The organism is Lacinutrix sp. MedPE-SW, from assembly GCF_001874145.1.
GTDB lineage: Bacteria > Bacteroidota > Bacteroidia > Flavobacteriales > Flavobacteriaceae > Lacinutrix.
The window spans coordinates 42,216-57,888 of sequence record NZ_MPCX01000014.1; the positions used below are offsets into that span (position 1 = coordinate 42,216).

15 protein-coding genes are annotated in these 15,673 nt (G+C 30.0%); 9 read left to right on the plus strand and 6 right to left on the minus strand.

Annotation, left to right across the window (positions count from 1 at the left end):
• Positions 1-3: 3 nt before the first annotated feature.
• Positions 4-597, plus strand: coding sequence for a TetR/AcrR family transcriptional regulator (locus BM549_RS12560; protein WP_290470593.1), 594 nt, complete (start codon positions 4-6; stop codon positions 595-597).
• A 65-nt stretch (positions 598-662) separates the two neighbouring features.
• Here BM549_RS12560 and BM549_RS12565 read toward each other — a convergent pair whose 3' ends face one another.
• Together BM549_RS12565 and BM549_RS12570 are read right to left on the minus strand one after the other, a co-directional pair.
• Positions 663-1,757: an HmuY family protein gene (locus tag BM549_RS12565; protein WP_290470594.1), complete on the minus strand. Its 1,095-nt coding sequence runs from the start codon at positions 1,755-1,757 to the stop codon at positions 663-665.
• A gap of 11 nt (positions 1,758-1,768) precedes the next feature.
• Entirely contained in the window at positions 1,769-3,832 is a 2,064-nt protein-coding gene (locus BM549_RS12570) for a TonB-dependent siderophore receptor (RefSeq protein WP_290470595.1), read from the minus strand.
• A gap of 171 nt (positions 3,833-4,003) precedes the next feature.
• Between BM549_RS12570 and BM549_RS12575 the strand changes: the two genes are divergently transcribed.
• From BM549_RS12575 to BM549_RS12600, 6 genes are all read left to right on the plus strand, one after another.
• A complete protein-coding gene (locus BM549_RS12575) occupies positions 4,004-4,912 on the plus strand; it encodes a DUF6607 family protein (protein ID WP_290470596.1) in 909 nt (302 codons plus the stop codon).
• Positions 4,913-6,376, plus strand: a complete 1,464-nt coding sequence (locus BM549_RS12580) for an ankyrin repeat domain-containing protein (protein WP_290470597.1) — start codon at positions 4,913-4,915, stop codon at positions 6,374-6,376. It abuts the gene before it with no gap.
• Positions 6,377-6,385: 9 nt separating this feature from the next.
• Positions 6,386-6,871 carry a DUF2271 domain-containing protein gene (locus BM549_RS12585; protein ID WP_290470598.1) on the plus strand — a complete coding sequence of 162 codons (486 nt, stop codon included), beginning with the start codon at positions 6,386-6,388 and terminating at the stop codon, positions 6,869-6,871.
• A 10-nt stretch (positions 6,872-6,881) separates the two neighbouring features.
• A complete protein-coding gene (locus tag BM549_RS12590) occupies positions 6,882-9,074 on the plus strand; it encodes a PepSY domain-containing protein (protein WP_290470599.1) in 2,193 nt (730 codons plus the stop codon).
• A 16-nt stretch (positions 9,075-9,090) separates the two neighbouring features.
• Positions 9,091-9,447, plus strand: a complete 357-nt coding sequence (locus BM549_RS12595) for a DUF6686 family protein (RefSeq protein ID WP_290470600.1) — start codon at positions 9,091-9,093, stop codon at positions 9,445-9,447.
• Positions 9,448-9,509: 62 nt separating this feature from the next.
• Entirely contained in the window at positions 9,510-9,905 is a 396-nt protein-coding gene (locus BM549_RS12600) for a phenylalanyl-tRNA synthetase subunit alpha (RefSeq protein WP_013869501.1), read from the plus strand.
• A 148-nt stretch (positions 9,906-10,053) separates the two neighbouring features.
• Here BM549_RS12600 and BM549_RS12605 read toward each other — a convergent pair whose 3' ends face one another.
• Positions 10,054-11,055: an NAD(P)H-dependent glycerol-3-phosphate dehydrogenase gene (locus BM549_RS12605; protein ID WP_013869500.1), complete on the minus strand. Its 1,002-nt coding sequence runs from the start codon at positions 11,053-11,055 to the stop codon at positions 10,054-10,056.
• Positions 11,056-11,183: 128 nt separating this feature from the next.
• Between BM549_RS12605 and BM549_RS12610 the strand changes: the two genes are divergently transcribed.
• Entirely contained in the window at positions 11,184-12,137 is a 954-nt protein-coding gene (locus BM549_RS12610; RefSeq protein ID WP_290470601.1) for a nicotinic acid mononucleotide adenyltransferase, read from the plus strand.
• A 168-nt stretch (positions 12,138-12,305) separates the two neighbouring features.
• Positions 12,306-12,791 (plus strand): peptidoglycan-binding protein LysM, encoded by a 486-nt coding sequence (gene lysM / locus BM549_RS12615; RefSeq protein WP_290470602.1) that lies wholly within the window; start codon positions 12,306-12,308, stop codon positions 12,789-12,791.
• Between the two features lie 704 nt (positions 12,792-13,495).
• Here lysM and nadD read toward each other — a convergent pair.
• Genes nadD through BM549_RS12630 form a run of 3 tightly spaced genes read right to left on the minus strand, consistent with a single transcriptional unit; the run spans position 13,496 to position 15,611 of the window.
• A complete protein-coding gene (nadD, locus tag BM549_RS12620; RefSeq protein ID WP_290470603.1) occupies positions 13,496-14,074 on the minus strand; it encodes a nicotinate (nicotinamide) nucleotide adenylyltransferase in 579 nt (192 codons plus the stop codon).
• A gap of 39 nt (positions 14,075-14,113) precedes the next feature.
• The gene (gene gmk, locus BM549_RS12625) at positions 14,114-14,701 is read right to left on the minus strand and encodes a guanylate kinase (RefSeq protein ID WP_290470604.1); all 588 of its coding nucleotides are present in this window, start codon (positions 14,699-14,701) and stop codon (positions 14,114-14,116) included.
• A gap of 52 nt (positions 14,702-14,753) precedes the next feature.
• Positions 14,754-15,611 (minus strand): YicC/YloC family endoribonuclease, encoded by an 858-nt coding sequence (locus BM549_RS12630; RefSeq protein ID WP_290470605.1) that lies wholly within the window; start codon positions 15,609-15,611, stop codon positions 14,754-14,756.
• Between the last annotated feature and the right edge of the window lie 62 nt (positions 15,612-15,673).

Genomic DNA, 15,673 nt, shown 5'->3' on the forward strand with positions numbered 1-15,673 from the left:
GAAATGATAACCAAAGCTCAATTGTTACAGTTTGCTATTGCTAAGTTTACTAGGTTTGGTAGTAAACACGTTACTTTAGACGATTTAGCAACTGAGCTTGGTATATCTAAAAAAACAATTTATTCTTTTTTTAAAAACAAAGAAGACTTGGTGAAATCAAGTCTAGAAAGTTTATTAAACGAGTATAAAATCGATATAAATAGGATTGTTAATAGCAATGGTAAAGATCCTGTTTTGTGTGTTATTTTAATTTACCGTAGAGGGTTTGAGTATTTAAAATACTTTAAACCCTCTTTTATTTTTGGTATACACAAATACTATCCAAAAGCTGGTTTATTATTCGATAGTTTTTCTGAAGAATTAGCGCATAAAACCATACAAAATTTACTTATTGAAGCACAATTAAAAGGAGATATAAGACCCAGAATTGATATTGAATTAATAGTTAGAATCTATTTTTTTAGAATAGATAACCTTGTGTTTAAAGAGAATAATTTATTTGAAATTTATACTAAAGATGAGCTGTTTAACCACTTGGTGCTTTATAATTTAAAAGGTATAGTAAGTGATACTTATACTAATGCATATTTAAATTAAAATTTATACTATAAAAAAAGCCTTGACAGTAATGTTAAGGCTTTTTTTGTATTGTAAGAATTTTATTATTGTAATAAGCTATATACAAACTCTGGGTAACCACGTTCTCCAGCTTCGTTTGTTAATGCTAAAAACTTTAATTTATATAAGTTTCCATCTGTATCGTTAACAATATAAAACACATTGTCTTTTAATGATGGTAAAGCGCCTGGTCCACCACCATTTCTCCAGCTGCTTCCAATTGCGCGTTGATCTGTACCAAAATTATCATTATTAATATCGTCTATGGTAAAGTTGTCGTAAGTTAATTCAGTCTCAACTTCTGTATCAATCATATAGGCAGATGCTTCTTGTTTTGCATTGTTAACTACGTAATCTGAATAACCATACGATCCATAACCTGGTATTTCATTTGTAAAAACAGTAAAGTTTAAATCCCATTCAGATTTTGTTGGTTCGATATTTACTTCTGAGTTAGCATCAAAGCTAAAAAAAGTAAAATTGTAATCTGTATTTTTAGAGATAGTAACTTCTTGGTGTGTTGTAGCATCTAAATCTGCATATTGTAATACATAATCTCCATTGTTTTGTGTTACTTTAATTTTTTTCCAACCTCTGCTGTCTCCAGTTATATCTACAGCTCCAGTTTCTGGAGTTTCTGTTCCAACTTCATATCCAAGGTTAACTAAGTAAACATAGTTGTTACTATTTGTTGCATCAATTTCTGCAATTGCAGTAGTTGTAATATCTCCATTTGGAGCATCAACATAAGCAGTATTAGCAGCATCAAATGTTCCAACGGCAATCTGTGGTTGTAAATCTTGTACTTCTTGATCTGTAGAAGACACAGCATCAATATCTGTTGTTGTTAACTGTGCTGCTGCCATATAAATGGATCCGTTAATTACAACTCTAAAATCTGTTCCAGAGTAGAATCCTAAATCCCAAGAATCACGTTGTACACTAGTAGTTGTGTTTGTACTTAAATCTACATATACTTGATTTTGTTGGTTTGGCCCACCAACAGTTGGTGCTACCGCAGCACCTTCTATTACTATATTTAAAGGTTGTAATGTTGTGTTATTATCATCGTCACTGCTGCAATTAGTAAATACTAATGCAGTTATGCAAAGCGCTAAAGTAAAAAGTTTGTTTTTCATGTTATTGTTGTTTAAAAATTTAAATTATATAATAGTTTTAGGTAATATGATCGTCCGTAACCTAATAAAAGGCTGCTGTTATTTGTGCTGTGTACACCAGTTGTAGAAGCACCATTGACATCTACACTAGTAACATCTAAAAGGTTTCTAACGCCTGCTGTAGTTTGAAATTTATTGTTAAAAAAAGATTTTTTTATAGAAGCATCCATCCAGCTATAGGCATTGGTATTGTATTTTTTAAAAGTGCTGTTTCCGTTAGCATCACTTCCTTCTGCAATGTAATTTTGTTGTTTTCCGTTGTGCTTAAAAAGTACAGTTAAAGCGGTATCCCATTTTTCAATTAAATAGGTTGCGCTTGTGTTAAGTTGAAAGGCGTATAAAAAGTCATTTTCGGCATTAACTTCATCATTCATCACTCTAGAAATACCTTGTACTGTTGCACCTAAATTAAAGGTCCAATTGTTTTGCTTTATTACGTTTTCAGAAGTAAAGCCAACTAATCTATAGGCATCAATATTTATATATTGGTATTGTAATGGTGTTGGATTAACAATGGCTAATTCAATTTTATCTTCTAAGTTGATATAGCTTAATTTTATATTGTTGGTCATGGAAATATTATTAAACCAACTGCGTTTTTTTAAGTTTAAAAATGCCGAAAAACCTGTTTCTGGATTTAAGCTTTCATTTCCTCTAACATCATGGTTAGAATCTACGAAGTAGTAGTATAGCTCTTCAAAGTTTGGCGTTCTGTAAGATGATCCAATACTTGCACGAAGCTCATAACCTTTATTAAATAAATATCTAGCACTTAATGAACCTAGTAGTTTTGATTTGAATTTTGAATTATACTCATATCTAATACCTGGACGTAATGAGAATTTGTTATTTAAATTAATTTCAGAAGAAGAGAATAGTGCAAAATTATTCTGTTTTAATGTTTTGTCTTGTTGTGTAACATCACCAGAAGCTTGAGTATCAAAACCGGTAATAAATCTAGTTTCGTAACCTAATTGATAATCAAAATTATCACTACTGGAAAGATTATTTATAGTTCCTTTAGAGAAGAATACATCACTAGATTGGTATTCCTTATTGGTTTCATCAGATTTTTCTTCGGTAACTATATAATAATTATACTCGTTTAAATCTCTTTTTTGTGTTTGGTATGATAATGATGCATTATAATTAGCTCCAGAATTTAAACGACCATTTAAACTTAAATTATTTACAAATCTATTTGTAGTGTAAACCCTATCTGTAGCAGATGGATTACTGGTTTGGTTAGAAACATTAATATTTGCTCTTACTGCAGCATCATAATAATTTAACTCTTCATTAAAATACTCAAACTTGTAAAAAAGTTTAAAATTATCTGCATTATAGTTAAGGTTTGCTTTTGTGGTAAGTTGCGTTTTTGGTAACCAGTCGTAACCACGTAAACCATCATTAAAATAATAATCTTCACCTTGTCTTTCGTTAAAAAAACCAGCAAATTGATTGCGATTAAAACCAATTTTAGCAGACCATTTATCATTAAAATTATGACCAATATTTAAAGCTTGTATATGTCTACCTTCATCAAACCAGGCATACTCATCGCTAACTGTTTCTTCTTGTACAAAAGTTTGTATTTGCCAATCGTGGTTAATAGTTTTTTTAGTAATTATATTAATTACACCAGATACAGCATTGGCACCATAATCTACTCCCATAGCGCCTTCAACTATTTCTATACGCTCAATATCATCAAGATTTATTTGTGTTAAATCTATATTATTACCTAATCCGTTATCGCTAACTAAAGGAATATTATCGACCAAAATATTAAAATATTGAGCATCTAATCCAAAAAATGAAATTGTAGAACGACCTGTTGATGCACTTGGTATAATATTTAAATTAAGGTTAAAGTTTAGTAAGTCTGCTAGATTATTGGCTGCTTGCTGATCAATTTTTTTTCTATCAATAACTATAACATTATGTACAGATTTCTTAATGGATTGAGGATTGTACTGTCCTGTAACAACTACTTCTTCAAGATCTGTTACATGTGTAGAATCTTTAAAAGTCATCTTATCTTCTTGCGCAAATAAGCTCGCAATTAAAAAAAAAGAAAAATAAACCGTTAAATAGTTTTTATTTAGAATCATTCTTGATTAAATTTGCTACAAATATATATCTTATTTTAATTCAGTCTAAATAAGAACAATGTTTTTTAAAAGAAAACCATCAAACAACTAAAAATGAAACGATTAACAATTTTACCATTATTATTAATAGTGTTTTCACTATCTGTAACAGCTCAAAGCAAGAAGAAAAAAGACCAAGAAGCTATAAAAAGCATGTGCGGTTGTTATGAGGTTACGTTTAATTTTACCGAAACTTTTAACTACAGTCAAGACTCTTTATATAAACCATCAAAAACTAAAATTGCTTCTGGTTTAGAATGGGCTCAATTAGTAGAAGACAGTGATAATAAAATTTCAATCCAGCATTTATTACAAGTTGGTAGTCCAGATGCGCCACATATTGTTAAACACTGGCGCCAAGATTGGTTATTTGAGAACACAGACTTTTATATGTTTAATGGAGACAATAAATGGACGTACCAATCTAAGCCTAAAAAAGAAGTTAAAAACCAATGGACACAAAAAGTATATCAAGTAGACGATAGTCCACGTTATGAAGGTTCTGCAACATGGGTGCATGTAGATGGAAAAAGTTTTTGGGAAAATACAACAACAGCACCATTGCCAAGACGTGAGTACACAAAAAGAAGTGATTATAATGTAACGGTAAGAGGAAATAGACATGAGATTACTAAATACGGTTGGTTACATGACCAGGATAACGAAAAAGTAATTAGAGAAACAGGAAAAGAAGACGTAATTTTGGCAAAAGAAAAGGGATATAATACTTATGTTAAAGTAGACGATAGTCGTTGTAAAGCATCACAAGATTGGTGGAAAAATAGTCAAGAAAAATGGGCTAAAGTACGTGCCAAATGGGATGAGGTTTTTGCAAGAAATCAAAACCTAGAATTACACGCTAAAGTAGATAATAAAGTATTATTTAAATACTTATTTGATGACGAAAATTACGCAACAAAAGAACAAATAAACCCATTAATTGAAAGCTTTATAGTAAAATAAATGAAAAATTTAATCACAGTAGCTATACTTTTTATAAGTATACAAATTACAGCACAAGACAACGCATTATTAAACAGAAAATTTTGGAGTCCAACTGTTTCTATTGAAGATGTAGAAAATGCAATTGCAAAAGGTAATAACCCATCGCAATTAAACAATAATAACTTTGATCCTATGGTGTATGCTATATTACAGTCCGCACCAAACGACGTTTTAAAGTTTATGTTATCTCAAGAAGGAAACGATGTAAATAAATTAACACATGACGGACGAACGTATATCTTTTGGGCAGCCTATGCCGGTAACGATACTATAATGAAATACCTTATTAGCAAAGGCGCAAAAACAGATATATTAGATGATCATGGATTTACAGCATTAAACTTTGCAGTAAATGCAGGACAAGCAAATACAAATGTTTATGATACTTTAATTGAAAATGGTGCCAATTTAAAAAACGATGTTAATCACAGTGGAGCTAATGCTTTATTACTAGCAGCACCAAATAATTTTGAATTAGTTCAATATTTTCAAGATAAAGGTTTAGACATTAACAGTAAAGATAAAAATGGAAACGGTATTTTTAATTACGTAGCTAAAACAGGAAATATTGAAACATTAAAAAGTTTAGCTGCACAAGGTTTAAACGGTAATGATCAGGCGTATATTTTTGCGAGTCAAGGCACGCGCAATAAATCTAATAGTATAGATGTGTTTCAATACCTTGAAAGTTTAGGTTTAAATGCAAAAACAACAACAAGTGATAAAGCAACACCTTTACATTATGCAACTTCTAGAAGCAAAGATTTAGAAGTTATAAATTACTTTATAGAAAAGGGAAATAATATAAATGAAGCTGATAAAAATGGAAATACTCCGTTTTTAAATGCAGTAAAAAGTAATTCGGTTGAGGTTGTAAAACACCTTTTAAATCAAGTTAAAGATATAGAACAAGCTAATAAAAAAGGAGAAACAGCATTAATGTTGGCAGTACGATATAACAGTGCAGAAGTTGTAGAATTAGTTTTATCTAAAGAAGCAAATGTTGAAGCTGTAGATGCTAAAGGTAATAATTTAGCTTATTACTTAATCGAATCTTATAACGCTAGAAGAGAAAAAGATTTTGAAAATAAATTACAACTTTTACAAAATAATGGCTTAGAGTTTACAAAACCTCAAACTAATGGTAACACATTAATACATTTATCTTTAGACAAAAATAACCTTAAGTTTTTAAAGCAAATAGCACAGTTTGAAATAGATGTAAATGCAGTAAATAAAGATGGATACACAGCGTTACATTTAGCGGCAATGAAAGCTACAGATGCTAAATTGCTAAAACATTTATTAGCTATAGGTGCTAATAAAGAGGCTAAAACTACTTTTGAAGAAACTGCTTTTGATTTGGCTTCAGAAAATGAAATTTTATCTAAAAAAGACATCTCAATAAACTTTTTAAAATAATTATTACAAATGAAAAACTTTAAACTAATTTTTAGCCTGGCAATACTAAGTCTGGCCTTGTTTTCTTTTTCAACAATTCCACCGTCAACTAAATACAAATGTATGGTGCAAATGACCAATTATACTGGCGAAGGCGCATACATTGCTATTTCATTAATTAATCCAGAAGGTGAGTACGAAAAAACACTTTATGTACAAGGTGATGATGAAGAATGGTATCATGATATTACACAATGGTGGAAATTTCAAGGTAAAGTTCGTACAGATATTGATGCTTTAACAGGCGCAACAATTTCTGGAGGTGAACGCGCCATTAGCGTTATAGAAATAGAAGACTCTAAAATAGATTCTGGTTACAGCATACGTTTTGAAACCGCTGTAGAAGATCAAGAATATTACACAAAAGATGTAGAATTTTTACTAACATCAGAGAGTGTGAAAAGTAAAAAGGAAGGCACAGGATTTATTCGTTATATACGTTTAATGCCTAACTAAACACGTATCTATGATCATTTCTATTTGGAGGTATAGTCACTTAGCATTAGCTATAACTTCTTTTGTATTTGTCTTTTTAGCCACAATTACAGGAATTGTACTCGCTTTTCAGCCAATTTCAGAGCAAATACAACCTTTTAAAATAGATGGTATAGAGCAGTTAAATGTAGAGCAAACCGTTGCTACATTTAAAAAACAATATCCAGAAATTATTACAATAGAAGTAGATGCAAATCAATTTGTATCTGCTTCTGTAATAACAAAAGATGGCGAATCTTTAAACGGTTATTTTAACCCTAAAACCGCTGCTTTTTTAGGCGAAAAACCCGAAGTATCAAACCTCTTTAAATTTACAACAAATTTACACCGCTCGTTATTTTTAAAAGGCGTTGGTCGTTTTTTTGTTGGCTTAGGTTCATTTTTATTGTTTCTAATTGCATTTACAGGTTCCATTTTAATTATTAAGCGCCAAAGCGGCATTAAAAAGTTTTTCTCAAAAGTTGTAAATGAAGATTTTGCCCAATACTGGCATGTTATTTTAGGTCGATTATCTTTAATACCAATAATTATTATAACACTTACAGGTGTTTATTTATCGTTATTAAAATTTGACATAATTCAAGAAAAAAAAGAAAAGCACAATATAAATTTTGAAACTATAACTGAAGCAGAAATAAAACCTGAAACTTCTGTATTTAAAACCACTGCTTTAAATCATGTAGAAACTTTAGAGTTTCCGTTTTCAGATGATGAAGAAGATTATTTTACTTTAAAACTAAAAAATAAAGAACTTCTTGTACACCAATATTCTGGAAAAGTTTTAAGTGAAGTTAAAAACCCGCTAGTCACTTTTTTATCAAACTGGAGTTTAGTTTTACATACAGGAAAAGGCAGTATACTTTGGTCTGTTATATTATTAATAGCTTGTATAAACATTTTGTTTTTTATCTATTCTGGTTTTAAAATGACTATAGATAGGCGTAAAAAAACGGTAATCCCAAAAAATAAATTCAACAAGGATAATGCAGATATTATAATTCTTGTAGGATCAGAAACTGGTAGTACTTACCATTTGGCAACAGCCTTTTTTAAAGGTTTGTTAGATAAAGGTAATCGTGTTTTTATTTCAGATTTAAACAGTTATACCAGTTATAAAAGTGCCACGCAACTTATTGTGTTAACATCAACTTATGGCGAAGGTGAAGCTCCATTAAATGCTAAAAAGTTTTTAACGCTATTACAAAGTGTAAAGCAAGAGCGTTTAATACATTACGCCGTTGTAGGTTTTGGCTCGCTACAATATCCAGAATACTGCAAATACGCACAATTAGTAGATGCTAATTTACAAGTGCATTCACAATTTCAACCCAATATGGAATTGTTTAAAATCCATAACCAATCGGAATTGGAATTTAAAAATTGGGCTACAAAATGGAATAATATTGTTGCTTCTGGTTTAGATGTAACCAATTTAAAAGTGTCTAATAAGCCAAGAAAAGAACAGGTTTTTACAGTTGTAAATAAAACCGATGTTAATATAGATAACACGTTTTTAATTACCTTAAAACCTAATAAAAAACTTAAATTTAAGTCTGGCGATTTGCTCTCTGTAATTCCAGAAAAAGATAAAATAGAAAGGCTTTATTCTATTGGTAAAATAGATGGTAATATTGTTATAAGTGTAAAAAAACATGAGTTTGGTGTGTGCTCCAATTATTTTTATAATTTAAAAAGTAATACTCAAATAAAGGCAGTTATAAATCATAACCCAAGCTTTAATTTACCTAAAAATGTACATAATGCAGTTTTTATAGCAAATGGCACAGGAATAGGACCGTTTTTGGGTATGATGCAACACTCCAAACCTGTTACAAAGCATTTGTTTTGGGGAGGAAGAACACAGCAGTCGTTATCTCTTTATAAAAGCATTATAGATGGTAGTTTAAAAAGCCACACATTAACTAGTTTTAATGTGGCTTTATCTCAAGACACTAGCGATAAAATTTATGTACAAGATATTCTAGAAAAACAACACACTATTATAGCTGAAGTTTTAAAAACTAAAGGTGTAATAATGATTTGCGGTTCTATTGCTATGCAAAACCAAGTGTTAGAGGTTTTAAATACTATAACAACTGAAACACTACATTTACCATTAAGCGTTTTCGAGCAAAACAATCAAATATTAACCGACTGTTATTAATCTTTAAAACAATACTATGTGTAAAGGAATAGAGGCAATTAATAAAACAGCTAAAGGCGAATTAAATTTTTGTAGAAATTGCCAGCAGTTTCATTTAGAATTTAATAATATTTATTTTGAGTTTACGCCTGTAGAGTATAAACAGTTTAGAAAATACGTGTTGTTAATCGAGTCTGAGTTTTGGGAAAGAAAGTATGCAAATGCTAATGTTAGACGCAAAATTCCTATTCCAACATTACAAGAAAATTTAGTTTTAATGTTTAATAGGCAAGAAGTTGCAGAGCTTAAAGCTTTAATTAGTTATAAAAAAGAGGCTGTTTTTAATAGTATTTTAAATGTTGATGATATAGATTATACCTTTATTATTAATTAAGGATAAGAGACTTTAATATTGTGTAAATTTGCACAAAATTAAATTTTAAGAGATTTAAATTCATGAAAAAAGACATTACTATTCCTGAGGTAAAAGATATACATGTTGCTGTTGTACAGGAAGAACATATAGAATATAAAACTTTAGATTGGAATGCTTACATTATAAATAATAGCGATCAAGATTTAGATACTGTAATTATAGTGTCTCAAGGTTATAATGATACTAAAATGACACCACCAATGCGTCATACAATAGCTAAACTTCCAGCAAGAAGTTATGCTAAAATAGAATATTTACAAACTAAGGTGCTAGCTTTAAATAATACTTTTAAAATTACTTTTTTTGAAGGTAATACAATGTACGATAAAACGTATTTGTTTAGAAAAAATACGATAAACGATAAGGCTTTGCAACGTGTACCATTAATGCAATTAAAAGGTATTTTGGTTAAGTAACTAATCTCACTTGGTGTGCGTTAGCGATTGCAGTAGAAATCCTTTTTATGAGGCACGATTAAAAAGATTGTAACGTAAAGCGCGACCTTTAGGTAACGCCCAAATAAATATATAAATTAAAAAATCCCTTTAGCTAAAGGGATTTTTTTTAATCTAATTTATCGGTTAGTTTTTTAAAGACCTTTTTGGCGTCTTTACCTTCGTAAAGTACAGCGTGAACAGCATTTATTATAGGTAATCTTGTTTTCTTTTTGTTTTTCTCGTTTAATAAATAGGCGCTTTTTGTGGCATAATATCCTTCGGCAACCATATTCATTTCCATTTGTGCAGATTTTACGGTGTAACCTTTACCTATCATGTTTCCAAACATACGGTTTCTTGAAAATACAGAATAACCGGTTACTAGCAAATCTCCCAAATAAGCCGAGTTGTTAATGTTACGTTTCATTTTATGCATTTTTTTTATAAAACGCTTCATTTCTCGTATAGCATTACTCATTAAAACACTCTGGAAATTGTCTCCGTATCCTAAACCATGCGCAATTCCGGCTGCTACAGCATACACGTTTTTAAGCATTACGGCATATTCTGTGCCTATAACATCGTCACTAATTTTAGTTTTTATGTAGTCGCTTGATAAAGCGTCTGCAATTAATTGCGCTTTATTAGCGTCTACACAAGATATTGTAAGGTACGATAAACGCTCAAGCGCAACTTCCTCTGCGTGACATGGACCGGCAATAACACCAATGTTTTCAAAAGGGACATTGTAATTATCATGAAAATGTTCTCCTAATAATTTACCTGTTTCTGGTATTATACCTTTAACAGCACTTACTACTATTTTATTGGTTAATGGTAATTGTAGTTTTTTTAATTCATCATTTATAAAGGCAGATGGTATAACAAAAATTAAAACATCTGCAAGTTCTACCATTTCGTTAATATCGTTAGTAATGGTTAATTGTTCTAAATGAAATTCTACCGAACTTAAATAACTTGGGTTATGTTGCTCTTTAAGCAAGTGCTCTTTGGTATATATGCTTCGCATATACCAACCTACTTTCTCTTCGTTTTCGCACAGCATTTTTACAATAGCTGTAGCCCAACTCCCAGAACCAAAAACCGCAAATTTTAATTTTTTAGACATATTTTAGTTTCAATTATAATTCAAAAATACATAATTAATAACAGTTGATAAATGGCTTGTAATAAGAAAATTCCAATTTTGGCACAGCTTTTGAAATCTTACTAATATCAATCCTTAAAACAACAATTATGAAAACATTAAAATTACTCACAGGTTTTGCTTTAATAGCAACATTATTTACCTCTTGTGTAACAGAAGTGGTTGTAGACGATTTTAACAACGGACCAACACCAGGTATAAGCGTAAATCAATTACTTAATTCTTACGAATTATGGTACGTAGATATAAACGAAACTATTGGTACAGGCGAAACACCATTTTTACAAATTGCTTTTACCATATCGTTTAGAAACGGTACTTTATATGCTAATAACAATTTGGTTGGTATTGGTAGTCAAGGTAATGGATTTGGTATCCCAATTGGTTATTACGATGCTTATAATATGATATTAGATACAGATCACGATATAGATGGTTATGATAGTTTTGATGTTTACCAAGTAGATTATAATACCATAGAGTTGTATAACCCGTTTAACGACACATCATATTTTTTAAATGGTTACCAACGTTCTAATTTTGATTACGATTATGTTTTTTATGATAATCTTCAATATTTTTTGCAAGAATATGAAGCATGGGAAAAAACATATACTAGTGAGTTTGGAGCATTAAACGAGTTTGATAATGAAAATTGGTTACAGTTTTTAGCCGGTGGAAACGACTCTACATTTAGAAGCTCACAAGATCCAGCAGGTACAAACCCTAATAATATATATTGGGATTTTACAGGAGATTATGCTGTGCAGGATATTAGCGGAAACTTTTACCTTAAAAACCTTATTTTAGATTACGATTATTTTGATAATGAATATTTTGAACTAAGTGTAATTAATGATCAAAGAGTAGAATTGCTACATCCAGATTCTGGTACAATTTACGAGTTTACTGGTCGTGGTTATATAGAGTATTTAAAAGAAGGTACTACAGTAAATAAAAGTAAATCTTCTGGTGATAAAAAACGTAAGCAACGTACACCAAAGGTTGAAAATAAAAGAGAAAACACTAGAGAGAAAGTTTAAAATTATATACAAATATTAAAACTGCTTTAAAAGTATAATTAGAGCAGTTTTTTTATGTTATTTATCGAAATTTAAGACAATAATAAGAGTGATAAGTTGCAATTGAACTAGTTTTTCTCCAACTTTACAAGACATATAATTATTAACAACTAAAAATAAAATACAATTATGGGATTATTTTCATTTATTAAAAATGCTGGAGCTAAAGTTTTTGGCATAGGAAAAACGGATAAAGAAGAAGCTGCTGAAGCTGCTGCTGCAGAACTTAAAGAAGAAGTTGCGGCTGCTAGAAAATTAGAAGAAACAATTAGAGATCTAGATTTACAGGTCGAAGGTTTAAGTGTACACATTGATGACGACGCAGCAACAATTTCTGGTATGGCTCATGATCAAGCTACTAGAGAAAAAGCAATTTTAGTTGTTGGTAATAGTAATGGTATTGCAACTGTAGACGACCAAATGACGGTTGAGCATAAAGAACCAGAAGCGCAATTTCATACAGTAGTAAGTGGAGATACGTTAGGTAAAATTGCTAAAAAGTTTTACGGAAATGCTATGGAGTATCCTACAATATTTGAAGCTAATAAGCCTATGTTAGAGCATCCAGATAAAATTTATCCAGGTCAAGTATTACGTATACCTGCTTTAGATTAGGTTAAAAATAGATATAATAAAAAAAAGCCAACTTTTAAGAGTTGGCTTTTTTTTCCGCTATTAACCAAATTCTAGTATAATAAGGCCTACTTTACTATCTAGAATTTTACTTAGTCCTATTCGTTTTTTTTGAATGGTTTAAGTAAATGATATCAATCAAAAAGGATTTATAAAACCCTTTAGGTTAGTTGATTTACTCAAAACTATGGCAACTCAAAGAGTCTTACAAATCAATTTTTAACTTAAATGTGTATTTTATCGAAAAAAGGTGATTATTAATAGTTTTCCTTACGGTAAATACCGTAAAATATTTTTTTGTAAGAAAATAACACAGAAAAAATTAAAAAATGTTTTAAAAAAAGAAAACCAACTCCTAAGAGTTGGTTTTTTTTCGCTATTAACCCAATCTAGTATAATAAGACCTACTTTATTATCTAGAAATTTATTTAATTTCATTTTGTAGAATAATGAAAAATTAAATAAATAGTCCAAGTTTAAAAAAACTAATTCGCTGTTTTAAACTTACATTTTCAAAATTATTAGAAAGGAAAAGGCCTTGCAAAAATAATTTTGTTAATTGTGTGCATTTCATCGAAAAAATAGGTGATTGTGCATTTCATCTTACGGGAAAAACCGTAAAATTAAAATTTGTAAGAAAAAACAACATTAAAATTGCGCTTTTAACCTGTTAAAATTCACTTAATCTATTTGTAAAAATTCATTTCGTCTAAATATTCCCAAACATTTTTTGGTAATAAAGGCACAACATTTTTTCCTTGCTTGATTGCTTTTCTAATCATTGTAGATGAAATTTCCATTATTGGAGCATCAACACTATGTATTTTTTTGTGATTATTAAATTGCGTGTCAATTTTACCTTCCGATATTCTTGGATAGACATAAATATTATGGTTTTCTAGGATAACTTCGTAGTTTTTCCATTTATGAAAACTTTTTAAATTGTCTTCTCCCATTATTAACGAAAACTCATGATTTTCGTATTTTTCTTGTAAATACGTAAGTGTATTTATGGTATAATTAGGTTGTGGTAAGTTAAATTCTATATTACTTTCTTTTAGCTTGTCATAATCTTTAGTGGCTAGATAAACCATTTCTAAGCGTTGGTGGTTGTCTAGTAAAGTGCTTTTCTTTTTAAAAGGATTATGTGGTGTAACTACAAACCAAATTTGGTCTAAATCACTATTTTCTACTAGTTGGTTAGCAATAATTAAGTGACCAATGTGTATTGGGTTGAAAGAGCCAAAATATAGACCAATTTTCATACTTGTAATATTTTAATAAAGTTTAAACTGGTATAGGTCTTATTTTTTTTTTATTTCTGAAATTAAAAAATGACCAACTACAGCTTCAGCTTCATGTAGTGCTTTTTCTAAATTATCATTTTCTATAATTGTATCAAAAAGTGGTGCTGTAGCTAATTCTGCACTTGCTTTTGCTACGCGCATACTTATTTTCTCATCACTTTCTGTTTTTCTGTTTTTTAACCTTATTTTAAGTTCGTCTATGCTTGGTGGTTTTACAAAAACAGCTAAGGTTTGTTCTGGGAATTTTCGTTTTATACGCAAACCTCCAGAAACATCTATATCGAAAATTACATTTTTTCCTAATGCCCAAAGACGTTCTACTTCGGTTTTTAAAGTACCATAAAAATTATCTCTGTAAACTTCTTCCCACTCTAAAAAATTGTCTTCTTTTATGTGTTGTTTAAATTCTTTTGCAGACATAAAATAGTAATCTTCTGCATGAACTTCTGTACCTCTTTTTTCGCGTGATGTTGCAGAGATTGAAAAGGCTAGATTTAATTCTTTTTGTTTTAATAAATGCCTAACAATGGTTGTTTTACCAGAGCCAGATGGTGCTGAAAATACAATTAGTTTACCTTGTTTCATTTCCTTTTTTTAATTGTGCTTCAACTGTGTTAAGCATGTTTTTTTATTGTTTTTAAAGAACATTTAGTAATTGTTCTTTAATTTTTTCTAACTCATCTTTCATTTGCACAACAAGTTGTTGCATTGGTGCATAATTACTTTTAGAGCCTATAGTGTTAATTTCTCTACCCATTTCTTGACCAATAAAGCCTAATTTTTTTCCATTAGAATCTTTAGAGTTTAAGGTTTCTATAAAGTATTGTAAATGGTTTTGTAAACGTACTTTTTCTTCGGTGATATCAAACTTTTCTATATAGTAAACAAGTTCTTGTTCAAATCTATTTTCATCGTATTTTTCGCGAAGTTCTTCAACACCTTTTTTAAGTCTTTCTCTAACGCCTTCAACACGTTCTGGATCCATAATAATTACTTGTTGTAGTAAGTTTTCTATGGTTGCAACGCGGTTTTTAAAATCGGTTTCAAGTACTTTACCTTCGTTAAGTCTATAGTCGTTTATGGCAGAAATAGCTGTTTTAATTTCGGCTTCAATGTGTTTCCATTCATTTTCATCAATTTCTTCTCGCTCTGTATTTAAAGCGTCTGGAAAACGTACTGCCATTTTTAAAAGCTCTATTTCATCTCCCGCAACTACATTTTTAAGTTGTTGCATGTATTGCTTTACAACAGGTGTATTTATTTTAGTCGATGTATCCTCGGCAGTGGCTTCAACATAAATAGAAAAATCTATTTTACCTCTATTTAATTCTTTTGCCATTAATTTACGTAAGTAAAGCTCTTTTTCTCTATAAATTGAAGGCATCCTGGCATTTAAATCCAGGTTTTTGCTATTTAGAGATTTTAACTCTATTGTAATTTTTTTTGTAGGTAATTGTAAAACAGACTTACCGTAACCTGTCATTGAGTGAATCATAACTAAATTGTAAAGTTGAGCAAAAATAAGTGTTGTAAACACAGTAGGCAAATAAAAACCAA